This is a genomic window from Colwellia sp. D2M02, assembly GCF_018860755.1.
GTDB lineage: Bacteria > Pseudomonadota > Gammaproteobacteria > Enterobacterales > Alteromonadaceae > Colwellia > Colwellia asteriadis.
In genome coordinates this window covers 34,602-54,934 of record NZ_JAHKPW010000066.1, presented here as the reverse complement: position 1 = coordinate 54,934, position 20,333 = coordinate 34,602, and the positions used below count along the sequence as shown (strand labels likewise).

The following is a 20,333-nucleotide window of genomic DNA, read 5'->3' as shown; positions in this document are numbered from 1 at the left end:
GCACTTATTAATAAGTGCTTTTTTGTTTTGCTAAAAGTTGTGAAAATGACGCTTTATTTAAAACGCATTGATAAATCAACAGCTTGTACGTGCTTAGTTAAAGCACCGCTAGAAATATAATCAACACCTGCTTTTGAATATTCTTGCAAGGTTTCAATGGTCATATTGCCAGACACTTCTAATTTAGCTTTACCACGGGTGGCAATAACTGCTTGCTCTATCATTTCAGGGGTAAAGTTATCAAGCATGATAATGTCAGCGCCCGCTGTTAGTGCTTGCTCTAACTCATCAAATGACTCAACTTCTACTTCAACGGTTTTGTCACTGTGGTTAGCTTTAGCTGTTGCTACAGCATTGGCAATTCCGCCACAAGCAGCGATATGATTTTCTTTAATTAAAAATGCGTCAAATAAGCCAATACGGTGATTAACGCCGCCGCCACATAGTACGGCATATTTTTGCGCGCTACGTAATCCTGGTAATGTTTTACGAGTATCGAGCAGCTTGGTGTTTGTGTTAGCTAGCTCTTTTACGCATTGACTAGTTAATGTTGCGGTTGCTGACAAAGTTTGTAAGAAGTTTAACGCAACGCGCTCACCAGTTAGTAATGTGCGAGCATTACCTTCAAGTTCAAATAAGGTTGTGTTGGCTTCAACGGCTTCACCATCATTCACAAACCATGTTATTTTTGTCGGTAAAGAGCCAGCTTCTTGCTTACCAGTATGCTCTAATGAGGCGTCAAGTTGAGCAAATACTTCGTTGACCCAAGCAACACCACAAACAATACAATCTTCACGGGTAATTACGTTAGCGACAGCTTGTTCATTTTCAGGGATCAGCATTGCAGTAATGTCGTCACTGGCATTGGCTGTTTCACTTGCGCCTAAATCTTCACAAAGTGCCCAAGTGACAGTTTTAGTGATATCTTGTTTCAGCTTTACTGCTGCTTGCTGTTCTACTAAAGGGTTAAGCATTGCTTTTCTTCCTATTACAGGGGTTCCCGTAAAATTAATTGTTTACCTGTTTGGTGAAAGTCTAACTGTTTAAGGGCGCTCATGCCCAACAGTATTTCATCAGCTTTCATGCCAGGATTAATATGCGCGGCGACATTATAAAGGAAAATGTTACCTAAGCTCAATTGTGCAATGTCAGTTTGGTAAACCGTAACACTGCCATTGGCGGTTTGTACTCGATAACTACCGTTGCCTTGTAGCCCTATTTTATCGGCAATATGTGCAGGAATAGACACTTGCGTCGCCCCCGTATCTAATAGGAAAGTGACGGGAATATCATTAATAGTTCCGTGTGCCACGTAGTGCCCTTGTCTATTTTGATTTAATATGACTTCGGCTTTTCCGTTAGCGGTTAAACGCATTTCAGGTTTACTGTTAGGGTTGTATTGCTCATCTAATGTATCTTGAAAAAAGAACACTAATAGTCCTAATGCTATTATCCAGGCAAACCAAACAAAGAGTTTTGCTATTTTGTTTGTTGGGTCATCTTCAGTCATACTTAGGCACTCTATCTTGCTAACGAAACAAAAAGTTAGCGGTATTGTATGTTGTCTAAGTAAAGCAATAAAGCGCTAAATCGTAACGTGATTTATCGCGAACATAGGATATTTACATGAGTCAGGAGCAAAAAATGTTCACTCAAAATGGCTGGCTAGTACAAGCCGAGCATATGCCATCTCCTCATTTTGATAAGCGTTGTGATCAAGAAAAAGTGAGTTTGTTGGTTATTCACAATATTTCGTTACCAGCAGGGCAGTTTGGTCAGCACTATATTAGTGATCTATTTTTAGGGAAACTTGATACCACTCAACACCCATCATTTTCTGATTTGGCGGGCGTTAGGGTTTCTGCACATTGCTTAATTCAACGTGATGGTAATATTATTCAGTATGTTTCGTTTCATGATAAAGCATGGCACGCAGGTATTTCGCAGTTTAATGGTCGTGAACGGTGTAATGATTTTTCAATAGGCATTGAATTGGAGGGAACAGATGATATTCCTTATACCCCTGAGCAGTATCAACAATTGGTAAATTTAACGCGTTGTTTACAAGATGATTTCCCTGCTATTATGAGCAACGTTGTAGGTCATTGTGATATTGCACCTAACCGTAAAACCGATCCCGGGCAGTCTTTTAATTGGGATTACTTTCGCCAACAACTATCGTGACTCGATAAAAGTCACTAACAATATATTTTAAATAGGGTGTTAAATGAGTCTGATAAGTTTATTAATCGCAATTGCTCTTGAGCGTTCATTGTCCTCGTCAAGATGGGGGTTTTATCATTATTTTCAGTGGTATCAGCGTTTTTTTGATAAAAACACTAACAATGATAAACCCATAGCTAAAAAAATTACGGCCACCGATGTTGCTTTTATTGCAGTACCTGTAGTGGTTATAGGTTTTCTTTTATCGATAATTGATAATGGCTTAATTCATGTTGCTCTTTCTACGGTTATTTTGATTGTTTGTTTAGGTTGTGCTGATACCCGAAAAAGTTATAAAAATTACCTGACCTCCGCAGCTAATGGCGAAGAAACCACCATGGCGTTGCACCATCAACAACTATTAACTGATAAAAATTTACCTGCTATGGGCTTTGGCCAGGCGTTAGTTTGGTTAAATTATCGTTACTATGTTGCTATCACGCTATTTTTTGTAGTGTTTGGTGCTGCAGGGGCTGTATTTTATCGTTTACTCACCAGTGTTATCGAACAACAAAATAAACACTGCCAAGACAGTCTTAATACACAAGAATCAGCAGCAGGCGAAGAGTTATTAGCAGAGCAACATAATGCTGAAGTGAGCAGTGCTGACGTAAGTAGTGCAGAAAGTGCTACGACAGAAAATGAACCTAGTCATAATGACACAACGAGTGAACAGCATGAAAGTACCGTTACGCCACGTATAGCAGATGGCTGTAATAATCATCACGATATTCTGTTTTGGGTTGATTGGTTACCTGTGCGCATTACGTCGTTTGGTTACATGTTTGTTGGGCACTTCTCTAAAGCAATGCCGGTGTGGTTAGAAAATTGTTTTGATTTTAATAAGCCAACGCAACAAGTATTAATTGATGTTGCTGAAAAATCAGAAGATATTTTCGTTGATGAAGGCGACTGTACAGCCGAGCCTTGTTTACTGGTACGTTTAGCTAAGCGTAATGCGCTATTTGTTTTAGCGGTTATTGCTATTCTTACCTTAACGGGCGTATTAGCTTAGCCTATAACTTTTTGCTTTCTTGTCGCTAGTGTAAAGCTAGCGGCAGATAGGTTTCTACTCTACTATTGTGTTTTTAATAAAACCTCCCGCTCACGTTAAGTGTATTTTGGCAATACGTTAATTTAATTACTCTTAGCTACCCTTTACCTTAATATTACTCTCTTAATTAATGATGATCTTAATCGGTCGCTTTTAAGATTCTTTAAATAAACTCAATATAAAGTCTTGTTATTTATGTAACCCTAGGGTATCTTTTGTGTATCAAGGGTTTCATTTGGAACCCTTAGGTTCCATTTTAAGGATAATAAGGTGTCACTATGTCAACACAAATGAATGTAAGGCCTATAGATGAGCAAAACTTTCTCAAACGCAATGCATTGCTAGGTTTACTCGTAGGTACATTATTTTCTGGAGAGGTACTTTATATATTTCTTGAGCAAATATTGATGTGTAATTCAGTTATCATGGGGATTTTACGATTCTCTGGGCTTGTTATTTTTATATTAATGATTGTTGCTTTGTTTAAAACGTTAAACTCAGCCAATAGGGTAAAGAAGGATGCTTTTTGGTATGGAAATCTTCAAGATGAATACCTAAATTATGTTAATCTAAAAGGCTATAAATATGTATTTAATTTCAGTTCATTCATTTTGTTTTTATTTTATGTGCTAGCTGGTTTTGAGGGGACTGTTATTAGCAATGCATTATTATCTTTAGAGCTGAGAGATTTTTGTAAACTTATTATGAGTACAATATTTTTCAGTTATGCCTTACCTGTACTTTATTTGTTAAGAGGTATTGAGGATGAATGAAGTGTTAGACAACCACATAGCAAAGCTACGAAGTAAACAAAAAATATCGCAGCAAGAGTTAGCTGACGCTATTGGTGTATCACGTAAAACCATTAGTACGGTGGAAACCGGGCGTTTCACCCCTTCGGTTGTTATTGCGCTTAAAATGGCGCAGTACTTTGAAGTATCCGTAGAACGTATTTTTGAACTTGAATCAAAGTAATACTATAACTACATAGCTAGTTTATTTGCTCGCCTAAACTAGCTAAGCATCTTTATGTTTATTGGTCAGACCATTCAAAAGTTAATCCCGATATTTTATGGCGTTTTATCGTTGAATTTGGATCAAGATCATAAAATCCACTCATAAGCTACTTGCTTATATTTCAACCATCAACTAAATTAACTTGTCAAAAGTAGCTGCTTTTGCTATTTTAATGCCCGACAAAAACCATTGGTAATACCAATTTACCACTGCCTATTTAGTGATTTAATATATTTATGAATGCGAGCGCAACATCAAATAACGTAACACAAGCTGCTTTGGCATCTAATAAGGTGCAAATAAAGGGCCGTGTTAAGCCGCAAAAATTAGCGGATATTATTTTAGCGCAGCTTGAGGCTATGATTATTGAAGGTAGTTTACAGCCCGGTGAAAAACTATTACCTGAGCGTGAACTTGCATTGCAATTTGAGGTTTCACGCCCGTCATTACGCGAAGCAATACAAAAGCTAGAAGCGAAAGGTTTGGTGATTCGTAAGCAAGGTGGCGGCACGTTTGTTTGTGAAAATTTATTGCAGGGCTTTTCTGACCCGTTATTTGAATTAATGTCGAATAACAATGAATCACAATTTGATCTGTTAGAGTTTCGTCATGGTATTGAAGGCATGGCGTCATATTATGCTGCTATGCGTGGCACTGCGGCTGATTTTGACGTAATTCAAGCTAAACATGATGAAATAGGTACGAGTCAATTAGAAGATGATTTTAGCGCTGAAGCAAAAGCGGTAGTAGAGTTTCACTTAGCCATTTGTGCTGCGTCACACAATGCGGTGATTTTGCAACTAGCGCGCAGCATGTCAACGCTATTAGTTGATAACATCGCACAAAATTTAACAGTATTAGCTAAGCGTCCTGATATCTTTAGTAAGATAACCGATTATAGAAAGCGCTTACTTAATGCCATTTTGAGCGGTCAACCCCAAAAAGCGTGGGGAGCAAGCCATCGTCATTTAGCATTCATTGAAGAAGTGCTTTTGAAAATGACACAAGAAAACAGCCGTATGGAACGCTCAATGCGCCGAATGTAAAGATTTAGTTCAACAGAAGTCAGTAAAAATTAGTAAGAATTGATAGTAGAAAATTACGTAAAGTAAACAGAATTAAGTTCATAAGACTTACAAAAATTTTAAATTAAACAGTTTGTTATAAACAAAAACTATTGGAGACTAAACAATATGTCAGATCTGCCAAATGTAGATATTGATTCAGCAGAAACCCAAGAATGGTTAGAATCATTAGAATCAGTATTAGAAAATGAAGGCCCAGAGCGCGCACATCATTTATTAGAAGCGTTAATCGATCGCGCTCGCCGTGGCGGTACACATTTACCATTTAACGCAACGACTGCGTATGTAAATACTATTCCACCAGGGCAAGAGCCACATATGCCTGCGGATCAAACAATTGAGTCTCGTATTCGTGCGGCTATTCGTTGGAATGCTTTAGTATTAGTACTACGTGCTTCTAAAAAAGATTTAGAGCTTGGTGGTCATATTGGTAGCTTCGCGTCTTCATCTACATTATACGATGTAGGTTTTAACCACTTCTTTAAAGCAGCAACACCAGAAAATGGCGGCGATTTTATTTTCGCTCAAGGTCATATTTCTCCTGGTATTTATGCACGTGCTTTCATGGAAGGTCGTTTAACTGAAGATCAAATGAACAACTTCCGTCAAGAGTGTGATGGCAAAGGTTTATCTTCTTACCCGCATCCTCATTTAATGAAAGATTTTTGGCAGTTCCCAACGGTTTCTATGGGCTTAGGTCCATTGCAAGCTATTTACACTGCTCGTTTCTTAAAGTATTTAACAGACCGTGGCATTAAAGATTGTTCTGGCCAACGTGTTTACGCCTTTTTAGGCGATGGTGAGTGTGATGAGCCAGAATCATTAGGTGCTATTGGTTTAGCATCACGTGAAGGCTTAGATAACTTAACCTTTATCATTAACTGTAACCTTCAGCGTTTAGATGGCCCAGTACGTGGTAACGGCAAAATTATTCAGGAGCTTGAAGGTACATTCCGTGGCGCTGGCTGGGAAGTAAACAAAGTTATTTGGGGTTCATACTGGGATGCTTTATTAGCACGTGATACTTCAGGTAAGTTATTACAGTTAATGAACGAAACAGTTGATGGTGAATACCAAAACTGTAAAGCGAAAGGTGGTAAGTACACGCGCGAAAACTTCTTTAACAAATACCCAGAAACAGCTGCAATGGTTGCTAACATGTCAGATGAAGATATCTGGCGTTTAAACCGTGGTGGTCATGATCCAGTAAAAGTTTACGCTGCTTACGATAAAGCAATGAAAACTAAAGGCCGTCCAACGGTTATCTTAGCGAAAACAGTTAAAGGTTTTGGTTTAGGCGCATCAGGTGAAGCATTAAATATTGCCCATAACGTTAAGAAAATGGACGTTGAAGCAATTAAACATTACCGCGATCGTTTTAATATTCCAGTAAAAGACGAAGATATTGCTGATTTACCTTTCTACAAGTTCCCTGAAGACAGCGAAGAATACCAGTACATGAAAGCGCGTCGTGAAGCGCTTGGTGGCTCTTTACCAGCACGTCGTGAACAAGCCGAAGAGCAACTTGAAATTCCAGCACTTAAAATCTTCGATCCAATCTTAAAAGGCTCAGGTGATCGTGAAGTATCATCAACAATGACTTTTGTTCGTGTACTTAACAGCTTATTGAAAGATAAAAAAATTGGTAAGCGTATCGTACCAATTATTCCTGATGAAGCACGTACCTTTGGTATGGAAGGTTTATTCCGTCAAGTTGGTATTTATGCAAACGAAGGACAAAAATATGTTCCTCAAGATGCTGACCAAGTAGCTTACTACCGTGAAGATAAAAAAGGTCAAGTATTACAAGAGGGCATTAACGAGCTAGGTGCTATGGCATCTTGGGTTGCTGCAGGTACGTCTTACTCTACTTGTAATGCAACGACTATTCCGTTCTATATTTACTACTCAATGTTTGGTTTCCAACGTGTGGGTGATTTAGCATGGGCAGCGGGCGATAGCCAAGCACGTGGCTTCTTATTAGGTGCTACAGCAGGTAGAACAACACTTAATGGTGAAGGTTTACAACATCAAGATGGTCACTCGCATGTGCAAGCAGGTTTAATTCCTAACTGTGTAACTTATGACCCAACTTACGGCTATGAGATCGCAGTAATCGTTCGTGAAGGTTTACGCCGCATGTACGAAGAAAATGAAAACATCTTCTTCTACTTAACGCTAATGAATGAAAACTATCAGCACCCAGCGTTTCCAGAAAATAAAAACGTTGAAGAAGAAATCATTAAAGGTATTTACCAACTTGAACAAGTTGCTCCTAAAAAAGCCGTTGCGAATGTTCAGTTATTAGGCTCAGGTACTATTTTAGAGAAAGTACGTGAAGCAGCACAAATACTCGCTGATGATTACAACGTATCAAGTGACGTTTACTCAGTAACTTCATTCAACGAATTAGGTCGTGATGGGCAAGATGTAACGCGTTGGAATATGCTTCACCCAGAAAGTGAGCAGCGTGTACCATACATTGCAAAAGTTATTACTAAAGAAGCAGGCCCTGCGATTGCAGCGACTGACTACATTAAAAACTATTCAGACCAAGTACGTGCTTTTATTGACACTGAATACCGTTGTTTAGGTACTGATGGTTTTGGTCGTAGTGATAGCCGTGCTAACTTACGTACTCATTTTGAAGTAAATGCAGCATACGTTGTTGTTGCTTCGTTGTACGAGCTAGCAAACCGTGGTGATGTTGAACGTTCAGTCGTAACAGAAGCAATTAAACGCTTCAACATTGACACTGAAAAGCTTAACCCACTTTACGCTTAATTATTGACTAGAGAAGGAAAATATAATGTCTATTGAAAAAGTTCTAGTCCCTGATGTAGGTGGCGATGAAGTAGAAATTATCGAGATTTGTGTTGCCGTGGGTGACACATTAGAAGCTGATGAAGGAATTGTAACCGTTGAAACTGACAAAGCGTCAATGGATATTCCAGCGCCATTTGCTGGTGAGCTGATTAGCTTAGCGGTAAGTGTTGGCGATAAAATCAAAGAAGGCGATATTATTGCTGAAATGAAGAGCGCAGAAACGAAAGCAGCAGATTCATCTGCTGCTGAAGAAGCGCCTGCAGCACCCGCTGTTGAAACGCCTGCACCAGCCGCACCGGTAGCTGAAACACCAGCACCTGCTGCTGAAGCTGCGCCAGCAGCAGGTGCAGCATCAGAAGTTATTGATATTGCGGTACCAGATATTGGTGAAGATGGCGAAGTTGACGTTATCGACGTATTAGTTAGCGTTGGCGATGTTATTGAAGAAGAAGATGGCTTAATCACTTTAGAAACTGATAAAGCGACTATGGACGTACCTTCAACGCATGCAGGTACCGTTAAAGAAGTCTTTATCAGTAATGGCGACAAAGTAAAACAAGGCTCGTTAGTCATTAAGCTTGAAACATCTGGTGGTGCAGCGCCTGTTGCCGCGCCAGCTGTTGAAGCAGCTCCTGCGCCTGCCCCAGCAGCGGTTGTTGCTCCAGCACCTGCAGCAGCGCCAAAAGCTGCACCTGTACCACATCATCCGCAAGCGGGTAGTGTGAATACTGGTGCCATTTATACTTCACCTTCAATTCGTCGTTTAGCGCGTGAATTTGGTGTTGATTTAACGCTTGTTAAGGGCACTGGTCGTAAAGGTCGTATCTTAAAAGAAGACGTACAGTCATATGTTAAATATGAACTTTCTCGTCCAAAAGCTAATGCTGGTAGCTCAGTAGCTAGCGGTGAGGGTGGTTTACAAGTAGTTAGCGCTAAAGCTATTGATTTCTCTAAATTTGGTGAAATTGAAACTAAGCCATTATCACGTATTCAAAAGATTTCGGGTCCATTCTTACATCGTAACTGGGTAACAATTCCACACGTTACGCAATTTGATGAAGCAGATATCACTAACGTTGAAGCGTTCCGTAAAGAACAAAACGTAGTATGTGAAAAGCAAAAGCTTGGTTTTAAAATTACGCCATTAGTGTTTATTTTAAAAGCAGCGGCTGATGCATTACGTGCTTTCCCAACGTTTAACTCAAGCTTGAGTGAAGACGGTGAAAGTTTAATACTGAAAAAATACATCCACATTGGTGTTGCGGTTGATACGCCAAACGGTTTAGTTGTACCCGTAGTGCGCGATGTTGATCAAAAAGGTATTCACCAGTTATCACGTGAATTACTTGAAATTAGTATTAAAGCACGTGAAGGCAAGTTAAAAGCGGCTGATATGCAAGGTGGTTGTTTTACTATTTCTAGTTTAGGTGGTATTGGCGGTACGGCATTTACGCCAATCGTTAACGCGCCAGAAGTGGCAATTTTAGGTGTATCTAAGTCTGAAATGAAGCCTAAGTGGAATGGTAAAGACTTTGAACCTAAGTTAATGCTTCCTTTATCAATGTCATATGATCACCGTGTTATTGACGGTGCATTAGCGGCGCGCTTTACTGTGCACTTAGCTGGTGTTATGTCTGACATTCGTAAATTGGTACTTTAGTCGATAAAAGACAATTAATATTGGCGAAATTCAACGCATAAGCGTAGAATTTCGCCATCAAATACAAAAATAGAAATACTCAAGAAGAATTCAAGACAAAGTAGCTTTGAATAATAGCAAGAAGAATGCACGGAGTTGACGACCTTGTCTAAAGGTATCAATGAGTACTTTCGCCGTAGCAATTATGCACAAGAACAACGTATTGAATTTTTCTTAACTAATTAGTGAGGATAAGCATGAGTAACGATATTAAAACTCAAGTAGTAGTATTAGGTGCAGGCCCTGGTGGTTATTCAGCGGCGTTTCGCGCAGCAGATTTAGGTTTAGACGTAGTATTAGTTGAAAGCCGTGAAACTTTAGGTGGTGTTTGTTTAAACGTGGGTTGTATCCCATCAAAAGCATTACTTCACGTTGCTAAAGTAATTGATGATGCAGCTGAAATGGCATCTCACGGTGTTACTTTTGGTAAGCCAGAAATCGATTTAGATAAAATTCGTGGTTGGAAAGAAAGCGTAATTGGTCAACTTACTGGTGGTTTAGGCGGCATGTCTAAAGCGCGTAAAGTAAAAACTGTTTACGGCTACGGTAAATTTACATCAGATAAAACCATTGAAGTTGAAGGTAACGACGGCGAGAAAAGCACGATTACTTTTGATAATGCAATTATCGCTGCGGGCTCTTCAGTAATTGACCTACCATTTATCCCTAATGATGACCCACGTGTTATTGACTCTACTGGCGCTTTAGAACTTAAAGATGTTCCTGAAGAAATGCTAGTACTTGGTGGCGGTATTATCGGCTTAGAAATGGGTACAGTTTACTCAGCATTAGGTTCAAACGTATCAGTTGTTGAATTTGCTGACCAATTAGTACCTGCGGCAGATAAAGACATTGTTAAAATTTACACTAACTACAACAAGAAAAAATTCAACATTATGTTGTCTACTAAAGTTGTGGCAGTTGATGCAAAAGATGACGGTTTATACGTTACTTTTGAAGGTAAAAATGCACCAGCAGAGCAAGTACGTTATGACAAAATTTTAGTTGCGGTTGGTCGTAAGCCAAACGGTCACTTAGTAGCTGCTGATAAAGCTGGCGTTAACGTTGATGAGCGTGGCTTCATTAACGTAACTAACGAACTTCGTACTAACGTACCACACATCTTCGCTATTGGTGATGTTGTTGGCCAACCTATGCTTGCACATAAAGCGGTTCATGAAGCACATTGTGCTGCTGAAGTTATCTCAGGTAAGAAGCACACGTTTGAGCCTCGTTGTATCCCTTCAATCGCTTACACAGATCCTGAAATGGCATGGGTTGGTGTTACTGAAAGCGAGGCAAAAGAGCAAGGCTTAAACATTGAAACAGCTAACTTCCCATGGGCGGCATCTGGTCGTGCTATCGCTTCTGCTCGTACTGAAGGTAAAACCAAATTAATCTTTGAAAAAGATTCAGGTCGTATCTTAGGTGGTGCAATTGTTGGTATTAATGCTGGCGAAATGCTTGGTGAAATCTGTTTAGCGGTTGAAATGGGCGCTGATGCAGAAGACATTGGTTTAACAATTCATGCTCACCCAACGTTAAACGAATCAATTGGTTTAGCGGCTGAAATCTTTGAAGGTTCAATCACTGATTTACCTAATGCTAAAGCAGTAAAGAAAAAGAAGTAAATAACACCAGAAGTTAATACTTCAATGGTTATTGACTATATTGCTTTGCTTTCATATTGAAACAAAGCAATAAAAAAGCCAGTCACTTGCAAAAGTCGCTGGCTTTTTTGTGCTCGTTACACACTAGAAAGCTAAGTTAAATATCAGCTACGGGTTGATTAATCATCAGATAGCGCAACATAATGAATAATTCCTGTAAGAAAGGGTATCAATGAATAAATTAAGAATAGCCTTACTTGGCTTAGGCGATATAGCCAAAAAAGCCTATTTACCTATCGTTGCAAATAACCCAGAAGTAGAGCCGATCTTATGTAGTCGAAATTTAACGGTACTTAATGAACTTCAAGATAAGTATCGTATTAATGAAGCCTATCAAACGTTAGCGGAGCTCATTGCCAGTAAACCTGATGCGATTATGATCCATAGTGCAACAGAGAGCCACTTTGCCATTGCTAAACAAAGCTTGTCAGCGGGAATAGCAACCTTTGTTGATAAACCATTGAGCTTATCTTTTGCAGAGTGCCAAGTGCTAATTGAGCTAGCAAAAGCTAATAATGCCCCTTTATATGTCGGCTTTAACCGTCGTAAAGCGCCGTTAGTCGCTGCATTAACCCCGCGCAATTTACAGCATGTTATATGGCAAAAAAATCGCGTTAACTTACCTGCATTAGCGAGAGACTTTATTTTTAATGACTTTATCCATGTTGTTGATAGTCTATTGTTTTTGGCAAAATGCACAGATATTGATCAAGTAAAAAACTTAACCATTAATGCCAATATGCAAGATAAATTACTAACAAGAATTCATTTATCTTTTACCCATCAAGCAGGCTTTTTTGAAGGTTCAATGAACCGCTTGAGCGGAGTTAGTGAAGAGCGTATTGAAGCTTTTTCGGCAGATGAAACAACGCAAATTAATAGTTTAACATCGGGGCACAACTTCAAAGCAGGTGTAATGACACCACTTGGCTTTAATGACTGGCAAAGTCACTTATACCAACGTGGCTTTAATGACATGATTGAAGAGTGGTTAGTCGAGGTAAAAAGTGAACAAGCCAACTTAACGGGTTTACAGACAATATTAATTAGCCACCAACTTTGCGAAAAGTTAGTAGCGGCAACCTGAAAGTTTGAGAAACTTCTTCAGAATACTTTTTTTAAGTTAAATGATTGCTACTCTTAATAAAGTTAGATCGTAATAATGTATCGCATTTCAGGTGCCTTACTCATTAGCTTAAGGAGTCTTATGATGTATAAAGCGCAACATGGCATCATAATATTGTCATTGTTGATTGTTGTGTATAAGGGGTTGATGCATACCTTTATATGGCCTGTAGATATTGTCGAACTGGCATTAGAGCTTGTTATGGTTGTTACTTGCTGCGCGGTGATGTATTACATTGAGCAGTTAAAATCATCACCTAGGATCTATTGGTTGTTACTATTGGGTTCGGGACTTTATTATTTCTCTTCATATTTCGACGCGTTAGAAGAATTTTTCCTTGAAAAGCCTTTAGGCTATTTAAATATCGCCGAGGTGGTGAAAGCGGTTGGGTTTATTCTATTGTTTATTGGTATTCACTCTCTAATTTCCAGGCATCGTCTATTGATTAAAGAGCTAAAAATTGCAGCGCAGACTGATCACTTAACGGGCTTATTAAATCGACGTGCTTTCTTTGAGCGAATGTTAAGTAACTCTCAGGTATTTGAAAATACTCAAGGGGCTTTTTTGTTAATGGATATTGACCATTTTAAAGGGATTAATGATAACTATGGTCATGCCCTAGGGGATACGGTGCTTGCAGATACAGCAATATCATTACGTAACAGTACCCGTGAGTATGATATTTTAGCTCGTTGGGGTGGAGAAGAGTTTTTACTTTATGTGAACGACATTACACAAGATAAAGCACTTAATATTGCGGAACAGCTACGTCGGCATGTCGAAGCATTATCTTTTGATTATAAAGGTGAGAAAATACATTGCACCATGAGTATTGGCCTACATAGTGTGGATGTTAATTGTAATGTAGAGTTGGAAGTCGCTTGCGCAGATAAAGCGCTATACCAAGCTAAATCTCAGGGAAGGAATCGCGTTATTGTTTATAATGAAGCCGAGTTTGCTGCTGCGGAACAGAAAACCGGTACACCTAACCCAAATCATAAAATAGCGAATGGCTAATAATAAAAGTGTTATCGATTGAATTTATAAAAAGATGCCGCTCAAAAGAGCGGCATCTTAGCTAAGTACCTTTGTAATGATGCTAAGCGAGGCTCAGGTCAAAGTTCAGGTTGAAGCTTAGGTAAAAAGAGGTTTATGGTTAAGGTTTATTGTCCTCAGTTCTATCTTCTTCTTGGCGTAAGTAGCCAGCAGCCTCATCATCTTGTGCAATTTTATCTTGGCTTGGCATTGCACGAGTTTGCTGGTTAAGCTGGTGAATCTGTGAAGCATTGCCTAAGTCACGTGCGCTGGTAATGGACGCAATAGACTCTCTATCTTTTAAGAATGCAATGACATCGCCTTTAATGGCTTGTAACTCATCATCATTTTTATGCATTTCAAGAATAGTTCTTGGGTGCTCTAAGTTTTTCATACCAGTATCGGCAAAGGTTGTTGAAACAACACGCGAAGTAATAATCCATGGTGTGATACTGCTTCTTACTAACGTGTTTTCAGAACGAGTACTGTCATGAATGCCGGTACCTGTCGCAATTTTAGACTCCGTAAATGTTCCTTCGCACTTGAAATAAACTAATAAAGATTCGAATTGAATTTCAGCAAAGAATAAATGCGCCACATTAGTCAGTAATAAGGCAAACGACTTAATTAAGTAGCCGATTAAAAACAATTGGAAAGCAGCCATTAATAATGATGAAAAGTCAGCAAATAACGCGTCATCAAATAATTCTTTGGTAGAGCTTACTGCAGAGGCTTTAACAAACTGATAAATATCGACAATTGAATACGCCAAAGAAAAGGTAACAATAACGGCTAAAATAAAGAGCGCATTACCGCTAATTAAACTAACTAGGCGTGCTTTGTCGAAACTCTCACCAAGGTCCATTGGTTTAACTTTAGGTTGGATCTCTTGCAATAGCTCGCCTTTAAAGCCGCCTTTGCCATCGACTTGTTCTTCAAGTTGCGGGTCAAGTTCTTTGTAAACACGGTTAGGCACTTCTTTATAGCGGCGATTGGCCATAACTAAATTGTCTAAGTTAATGAATATCTCATTAGGGTGAACCGATTCTTGCCAGTTTTCTCTTAGCTCCGACACTTCTGCTTTTGGGTTGGCATGGGCTAATCTTTTCCGCACCATAAATAAAATAATAGCGGTACAGGCGGTGGCTAATATAAATAACGCCACTAAATATAAAGCAGTATTTAGGCTAGGTAAATTAGCTAGCCAAAGTTCAACGTCGTTATGAGTTAGCTCGGTTGATGACATTATCCATGTTAATACCGTGCCAATAACAACAGGCAATAAGAGCGATAAGGAAATGACTTTAACTAAGTTGCCAGTACCTAAAGAGTCAATATTTTTTTCTGCGCTTCTGGCGATAGGTTTACCCGCACCACGCCATACTAATAATAAATACAGCATCAATAATGTTGAATAAATAGGGAAGGTGAGTTCGCCTATTTCGCCAGCAAAACCTGCCAGCGAAACAAAAGCAACAAAACCGTAAGAGATTAATGCCGTAATAGTTTGTACCCAAGCACCAAATAGTTTTTGTGACATATTGCGAATGGGATAAGGCATAAAGAGTAGTTTAGGAATAAAGGTATGTAGTAACCTTGCTAAAAAGCCTTGCGGCTCAACAAAGGTACTATTTTTACGGCCAACTAACATTTCTTCTAATGTTTTGGCTTTATAAGCTACATACTTAGCTTCTTCTTGCGCCGTGCTAAGTTCAGATTTACTGAAGTTGCGTGCTAGCGATGTTGGATGGTTACGACCAACAAAATAGCGCATTGTTGCGTATATGCCTTTACCTGTTGCTGTAAGACCTCCTGCAAGTAAAAATAAGCCAAACAGTACTAGGATCCAACCTGTACCCGAGTCTTCTTTAACTAAGCTAGCAGCGGTTATTAATAAATATAAACCTAGTAGTGTTTGAATTGCGCCTCTTATGGCGGTGGTGTAGCCTTCTTTTTTAAAAGGATTTTTAAGACCTAAATCGATGGAGCCGTAATCAAACGCCATGTAATACTCCTGTAGTGAGGGTGCGCTAATTTATCAATCACAGAGTTTACTCAACTTTGCTAATTAAAAAAAGCGATAAAAATCAACTTATTTCCTATCTAATAAGTAAGTAATGTACGCTATAATTGTTTTTTAGTATAAGGAGTTATTCATGTTTAAAATAAATCATGTAGTATTTTTAATACTCTTAATGAGCTTATCAAGCTGTGCTCAAAGCCCTAATAATGGGCAGTGGGATTTTGACCATGAGGTGCAGTTTAGTGAAAGCGAGGTGTCGCCTGGGCATTATAAGCTTTCGGTTATTCAACAAGGTGATGTACCGTTTGAAAAATTGGCGACTTTTTTATTGCGACGTTCGCTAATTTTATGTGGTGAATACGGCTATAAAATAGAGGTATTAAAAGGCATTGAAGGGTTTGATGATAAGCGTGTTGCGCCTAACTATATTCAACCTGATCTAACCGCTATTATTGAGTGCCCTAGTAACACTTCTAACAACAATTAACAGGGGTGTTGATAAGTAGCCTTAGTCGAGCAAAGTTATTTAAGTGTTAGTTCAATAAAGAAAAAGGTTACTTATTTAGGCTCAGTGAGTTTTACTTCACATCATCAAAACAAGTAACCCCATATTTTCGTAAGCTAAGCTATTTTATTGTTTAAAATAGCTTAGCTCCTTGTACTACTTTTTATACTACTTGAATTGGTACGGCTTGAGCGACGTATTTAGTGTTCATTGCTTCTGTAGGTGGTGTGAACTTAGTTAAGTCAATACCTTCTACTGCACTCTTGTATTCTTCTAAAGTAGGGAAGCGACCAAGCACTGTAGAAAGCACCACTAATGGTGTTGAACCAAGTAATGATTCACCCTTTTTCTCAGCAGTATCTGCTACTACGCGGCCTTGGAATAAACGCGTTGAAGTAGCGATAACGGTATCACCTGGTTCAGCTTTTTCTTGGTTACCCATACATAAGTTACAGCCTGGGCGTTCTAAATACATAATGTTCTCATATTTAGTACGTGCTGCATCTTTAGGCTTGGCATCATCAAATTCAAAACCTGAGTATTTAGTAAGAATATCCCAATCACCTTCAGCTTTTAATTCATCAACAATGTTGTATGTTGGTGGCGCGACTACCAATGGTGCTTTAAAGCTTACGCTGCCATTTTGCTTCTCAATGTTACGTAACATTTGAGCAATAATTTGCATATCACCTTTGTGCACCATACAAGAGCCGACAAAACCTAAGTCTACTGGCTTACCGTCGTAGTATGAAACCGGACGAATCACATCATGGGTGTAACGCTTAGACGCATCGTCGTTGTTTACATCAGGGTCAGCAATCATTGGTTGGTCAATAATATCTAAATCAACCACTACTTCTGCGTAGTACTTAGCTGTGTCATCTGGTGCTAATGCTGGGTTAGAGCCTGACTTAACTTCTTCAATACGCTTGTCAGCTAAGCTGATTAAGTGCGTTAATGTGCCTGCTTCGTTTTCCATACCTTTATCTTTCATGATTTGGATACGGCTCTTAGCAAGCTCAATTGATTTAATTAAGGTTTCATCGTTAGAGATACAGATTGAAGCTTTTGCTTTCATTTCTGCAGACCAGTCAGTGAAAGTGAAGGCTTGGTCAGCGAGTAATGTACCAATATGTACTTCAATGATACGACCTTGGAATACGTTCTCGCCACCAAATTGCTTAAGCATTTGCGCTTGTGTTGCATGTACTACATCACGGAAATCCATGTGAGCTTGCATATTGCCTTTAAAGGTCACTTTAACAGACTCAGGAATTGGCATTGCCGACTCACCTGTTGCCAGTGCAATAGCAACGGTACCTGAATCGGCACCGAATGCTACGCCTTTAGACATACGAGTATGTGAGTCACCACCAATGATAATAGCGCGATCATCAACAGTAATATCATTTAATACTTTATGAATAACATCAGTCATTGCATGGTATTGGCCTTTAGGATCGCGGGCAGTGATCAGACCAAACTTATTCATAAAGCTCATTAGCTTAGGAATGTTAGCTTTAGCTTTGCTATCCCAAACTGATGCAGTATGACAACCTGATTGATATGCGCCATCAACCAATGGTGAAATAGTAGAAGCAGCCATTGCTTCTAATTCCTGACAGGTCATTGGGCCTGTTGTATCTTGTGAACCAACAATATTTACGCGTACACGAACGTCAGAGCCAGCGTGTAATGCAGTTTCAGAAGCAACACCAACAGCGTTACGGTTAAAAATTTTCTCAACCGCTGTTAAACCTTGACCTTGATGTGAAATTTCTTTCGATGCAGCATAAACATTTGCTACTTCAATACCTAAGGCTTGTGCTGCAAACGTTTGTAACTTCTTACCAAATGTTACCGCGTATGAACCACCGGCTTTCATAAACTCCACTTTTTGTGGTGTAAACGCTGAAGCAATATCAACTAGCTCTGTACTGCCGTTGTATAATTTCTTCTCTTTAGTATTAATGGTTAATACTGTACCTGTGGCTACTGAGTAAGCTTCTTCTAATACAGGGTCGCCGTTTTCATCGTTAACGGTGTTGCCATTGGCATCAACTTTCTTAACCCAGTTTTTAAGATCAAGACCGATACCACCTGTTACATCAACAGTCGTTAAGAAAATTGGAGAAATGCCGTTAGTACCAGCAACAACCGGGGCAATGTTAATAAACGGTACGTATGGACTTGCTTGTTTACCTGCCCAAAGTGCCACGTTATTTACACCAGACATACGAGATGAGCCAACGCCCATGGTGCCTTTTTCAGCAATAAGCATTACTTTAGCATTTGGGTGCTTAGCTTGAAGTGCTTGAATTTCTTGCTGCGCTTCTGGCGTGATCATACATTGACCATGTAATTCACGGTCAGCACGTGAATGCGCTTGGTTACCTGGCGATAATAAATCAGTTGAAATATCACCTTCACCGGCAATATAAGTTACTACTTCAATTGTTTCAGCAATATTAGGTAGTTTAGTGAAGAACTCTGCTTGAGCGTAGCTTTCTAAAAGCTCTTTAGCTACGTTATTGCCGGCTTTATAAGCGGCTTCAAGGCGTGCAGTATCAGCGTCGTATAAGAAAACTTGTGTTTTAAGTACATCTGAAGCAGGTGTTGAAACTGCTACATCATCACTTAATGCAAGATCAAGTAGTACTTCAATTGAAGGACCACCTTTCATGTGTGAAAGTAATTCAAAAGCAAATTCAGCGGTAATTTCTGTAACAGTTTCTTCGCCAAGAATGATTTCTTTTAAAAACTTAGCTTTTACGCCAGCAGCACTTGTTGTACCTGGTAGCGTGTTATAGATGAAGAAATTAAGTGAATCTTCACGGTGCTCATGGCCTTTATCTTTGATTTGCTCAATAATCTCTGATAATAATTCAGCGCTATCAATTGGTTTAGGTGCTAATCCTAGATCTTTCTTACGACTTTCGATTTCTTTGATATATTCTAAATACAGGCTCATTAGATACTCTCTTTAGCTATAATATGTGGATAAAATTTGCTAATAACCGTTATTAATATTAATACATTAGCAGGACAGATTTCCTTTAGTTTACCTGATTTTCTAGCAACTTCTAATCATTTGCTTAAATAAGCATTATTCATGGCGTTTATGGTAGGTAGTAAAAATAGTTATATTGGTTATGTTGAGATAGGATGGAATGATAAAAGCTAAGTTCAGGTCTACATAAATAACCCGAGTTCAGGGTAAATAAGTATTGAAATTATACTGAAAACTAACCGTGATAAGGATTATCAAAAAATTTAGGAGTAAAATGATGGCGACCTTATATTATATTCATGATCCGATGTGCAGTTGGTGCTGGGGTTATCGCCCTACATGGCATCAATTAGAAACAAACTTACCTAGCGAAATTAACGTTGAATATGTGGCAGGTGGTTTAGCGCCCGACTCAGATGAAGCAATGCCAATAGCGTTACAACAGTCTATTCAATCACATTGGCACACCATTCAAGCTAAATTGGGTACAGAGTTTAATTTTGACTTTTGGGAAAAAAATACACCACGCCGCTCAACTTATAATGCTTGTCGCGCTGTGATTGCTGCAAAAAATCAAGGCTTAGAAAAAGAGATGCTAGCAGCTATTCAGCAAGGTTATTATTTACAAGCATTAAATCCGTCAGATAAAAGTACGTTAATAACATTGGCGCAAGAGTTAGCGAAGCAAAACCCTATGATGAATACAACACAATTTTCTGCTGACTTAAGTAGCGCAGCAACACAAACGGAGTTAATGCGGCAAATTGAGCTCGCACGTACGTTAACTCATCGAGGCTTTCCATCATTAGTGCTTGAATATCAAGGCAAACAGCATTTCATCGCTCATGACTACCAAGATAATGCCATTACCCTCAAACAAATTATGCAATACCTTTAAGCACGTAACTCATACCTTACAAAGAGCACCTCATCTAGATATTAATTAAGCATTAGCCTAACGGGAGGCTTATGCTTAATTATACTTAACCTGAGCTCGGCTTAACAAATGTTTATCTAGCAGCTACTTTTCCTAACTTCTTCGTTAAATTTACTTGCAATA

General features: G+C 39.0%; 16 protein-coding genes. 12 read left to right on the top strand and 4 right to left on the bottom strand.

What is annotated here, in order from left to right; translation table 11 throughout:
* Window positions 1-53: 53 nt before the first annotated feature.
* Window positions 54-974, bottom strand: coding sequence for a carboxylating nicotinate-nucleotide diphosphorylase (nadC, locus tag KO495_RS12370; protein ID WP_215980714.1), 921 nt, complete (start codon window positions 972-974; stop codon window positions 54-56).
* Window positions 975-988: 14 nt separating this feature from the next.
* On the bottom strand, window positions 989-1,510 hold the full coding sequence (locus KO495_RS12365; protein WP_215980713.1) for a TIGR02281 family clan AA aspartic protease: 522 nt from the start codon (window positions 1,508-1,510) through the stop codon (window positions 989-991).
* 116 nt (window positions 1,511-1,626) lie between these two features.
* Here KO495_RS12365 and ampD point away from each other — a divergent pair, with 116 nt between their 5' ends.
* The 10 genes from ampD (at window position 1,627) to KO495_RS12315 (ending at window position 13,717) form a co-directional block, all read left to right on the top strand.
* Window positions 1,627-2,184, top strand: a complete 558-nt coding sequence (gene ampD / locus KO495_RS12360) for a 1,6-anhydro-N-acetylmuramyl-L-alanine amidase AmpD (RefSeq protein ID WP_252738936.1) — start codon at window positions 1,627-1,629, stop codon at window positions 2,182-2,184.
* 43 nt (window positions 2,185-2,227) lie between these two features.
* Complete coding sequence (ampE, locus tag KO495_RS12355) at window positions 2,228-3,238, top strand: beta-lactamase regulator AmpE (RefSeq protein WP_215980712.1); 1,011 nt, start codon at window positions 2,228-2,230, stop codon at window positions 3,236-3,238.
* Between the two features lie 317 nt (window positions 3,239-3,555).
* Window positions 3,556-4,050, top strand: a complete 495-nt coding sequence (locus KO495_RS12350; protein ID WP_215980711.1) for a hypothetical protein — start codon at window positions 3,556-3,558, stop codon at window positions 4,048-4,050.
* On the top strand, window positions 4,043-4,252 hold the full coding sequence (locus KO495_RS12345; RefSeq protein ID WP_215980710.1) for a helix-turn-helix transcriptional regulator: 210 nt from the start codon (window positions 4,043-4,045) through the stop codon (window positions 4,250-4,252). Before KO495_RS12350 ends, KO495_RS12345 begins: the two co-directional genes overlap by 8 nt.
* A gap of 341 nt (window positions 4,253-4,593) precedes the next feature.
* On the top strand, window positions 4,594-5,340 hold the full coding sequence (gene pdhR / locus KO495_RS12340; RefSeq protein WP_215980720.1) for a pyruvate dehydrogenase complex transcriptional repressor PdhR: 747 nt from the start codon (window positions 4,594-4,596) through the stop codon (window positions 5,338-5,340).
* Window positions 5,341-5,487: 147 nt separating this feature from the next.
* On the top strand, window positions 5,488-8,163 hold the full coding sequence (gene aceE / locus KO495_RS12335) for a pyruvate dehydrogenase (acetyl-transferring), homodimeric type (RefSeq protein ID WP_215980709.1): 2,676 nt from the start codon (window positions 5,488-5,490) through the stop codon (window positions 8,161-8,163).
* A gap of 25 nt (window positions 8,164-8,188) precedes the next feature.
* The gene (gene aceF, locus KO495_RS12330; protein WP_252738935.1) at window positions 8,189-9,865 is read left to right on the top strand and encodes a dihydrolipoyllysine-residue acetyltransferase; all 1,677 of its coding nucleotides are present in this window, start codon (window positions 8,189-8,191) and stop codon (window positions 9,863-9,865) included.
* A gap of 236 nt (window positions 9,866-10,101) precedes the next feature.
* Entirely contained in the window at window positions 10,102-11,535 is a 1,434-nt protein-coding gene (gene lpdA / locus KO495_RS12325) for a dihydrolipoyl dehydrogenase (RefSeq protein ID WP_215980708.1), read from the top strand.
* Window positions 11,536-11,746: 211 nt separating this feature from the next.
* Window positions 11,747-12,661: a Gfo/Idh/MocA family oxidoreductase gene (locus KO495_RS12320; protein WP_215980707.1), complete on the top strand. Its 915-nt coding sequence runs from the start codon at window positions 11,747-11,749 to the stop codon at window positions 12,659-12,661.
* 120 nt (window positions 12,662-12,781) lie between these two features.
* A complete protein-coding gene (locus KO495_RS12315) occupies window positions 12,782-13,717 on the top strand; it encodes a GGDEF domain-containing protein (RefSeq protein WP_215980706.1) in 936 nt (311 codons plus the stop codon).
* Window positions 13,718-13,856: 139 nt separating this feature from the next.
* Here KO495_RS12315 and KO495_RS12310 read toward each other — a convergent pair whose 3' ends face one another.
* Window positions 13,857-15,740, bottom strand: coding sequence for a hypothetical protein (locus KO495_RS12310; RefSeq protein WP_215980705.1), 1,884 nt, complete (start codon window positions 15,738-15,740; stop codon window positions 13,857-13,859).
* Window positions 15,741-15,891: 151 nt separating this feature from the next.
* On the opposite strand from KO495_RS12310, the gene KO495_RS12305 reads away from it, so the two are divergent.
* Window positions 15,892-16,245, top strand: a complete 354-nt coding sequence (locus KO495_RS12305) for a hypothetical protein (protein WP_215980704.1) — start codon at window positions 15,892-15,894, stop codon at window positions 16,243-16,245.
* A gap of 181 nt (window positions 16,246-16,426) precedes the next feature.
* On the opposite strand, the gene KO495_RS12300 is transcribed toward KO495_RS12305, so the two are convergent.
* Entirely contained in the window at window positions 16,427-19,234 is a 2,808-nt protein-coding gene (locus KO495_RS12300) for a bifunctional aconitate hydratase 2/2-methylisocitrate dehydratase (protein ID WP_215980703.1), read from the bottom strand.
* Window positions 19,235-19,547: 313 nt separating this feature from the next.
* Here KO495_RS12300 and KO495_RS12295 point away from each other — a divergent pair, with 313 nt between their 5' ends.
* The gene (locus tag KO495_RS12295) at window positions 19,548-20,171 is read left to right on the top strand and encodes a DsbA family protein (RefSeq protein WP_215980702.1); all 624 of its coding nucleotides are present in this window, start codon (window positions 19,548-19,550) and stop codon (window positions 20,169-20,171) included.
* Window positions 20,172-20,333 lie beyond the last annotated feature (162 nt).

What these genes read in the sequence shown, in the direction of transcription:
- nadC (WP_215980714.1), bottom strand. Translation starts at nt 974, where the DNA reads ATGCTTAACCCTTTAGTAGAACAGCAAGCAGCAGTAAAGCTGAAACAA.
- KO495_RS12365 (WP_215980713.1), bottom strand. Translation starts at nt 1,510, where the DNA reads ATGACTGAAGATGACCCAACAAACAAAATAGCAAAACTCTTTGTTTGG.
- ampD (WP_252738936.1), top strand. Translation starts at nt 1,627, where the DNA reads ATGAGTCAGGAGCAAAAAATGTTCACTCAAAATGGCTGGCTAGTACAA.
- ampE (WP_215980712.1), top strand. Translation starts at nt 2,228, where the DNA reads ATGAGTCTGATAAGTTTATTAATCGCAATTGCTCTTGAGCGTTCATTG.
- KO495_RS12350 (WP_215980711.1), top strand. Translation starts at nt 3,556, where the DNA reads ATGTCAACACAAATGAATGTAAGGCCTATAGATGAGCAAAACTTTCTC.
- KO495_RS12345 (WP_215980710.1), top strand. Translation starts at nt 4,043, where the DNA reads ATGAATGAAGTGTTAGACAACCACATAGCAAAGCTACGAAGTAAACAA.
- aceE (WP_215980709.1), top strand. Translation starts at nt 5,488, where the DNA reads ATGTCAGATCTGCCAAATGTAGATATTGATTCAGCAGAAACCCAAGAA.
- aceF (WP_252738935.1), top strand. Translation starts at nt 8,189, where the DNA reads ATGTCTATTGAAAAAGTTCTAGTCCCTGATGTAGGTGGCGATGAAGTA.
- lpdA (WP_215980708.1), top strand. Translation starts at nt 10,102, where the DNA reads ATGAGTAACGATATTAAAACTCAAGTAGTAGTATTAGGTGCAGGCCCT.
- KO495_RS12320 (WP_215980707.1), top strand. Translation starts at nt 11,747, where the DNA reads ATGAATAAATTAAGAATAGCCTTACTTGGCTTAGGCGATATAGCCAAA.
- KO495_RS12315 (WP_215980706.1), top strand. Translation starts at nt 12,782, where the DNA reads ATGATGTATAAAGCGCAACATGGCATCATAATATTGTCATTGTTGATT.
- KO495_RS12310 (WP_215980705.1), bottom strand. Translation starts at nt 15,740, where the DNA reads ATGGCGTTTGATTACGGCTCCATCGATTTAGGTCTTAAAAATCCTTTT.
- KO495_RS12305 (WP_215980704.1), top strand. Translation starts at nt 15,892, where the DNA reads ATGTTTAAAATAAATCATGTAGTATTTTTAATACTCTTAATGAGCTTA.
- KO495_RS12300 (WP_215980703.1), bottom strand. Translation starts at nt 19,234, where the DNA reads ATGAGCCTGTATTTAGAATATATCAAAGAAATCGAAAGTCGTAAGAAA.
- KO495_RS12295 (WP_215980702.1), top strand. Translation starts at nt 19,548, where the DNA reads ATGATGGCGACCTTATATTATATTCATGATCCGATGTGCAGTTGGTGC.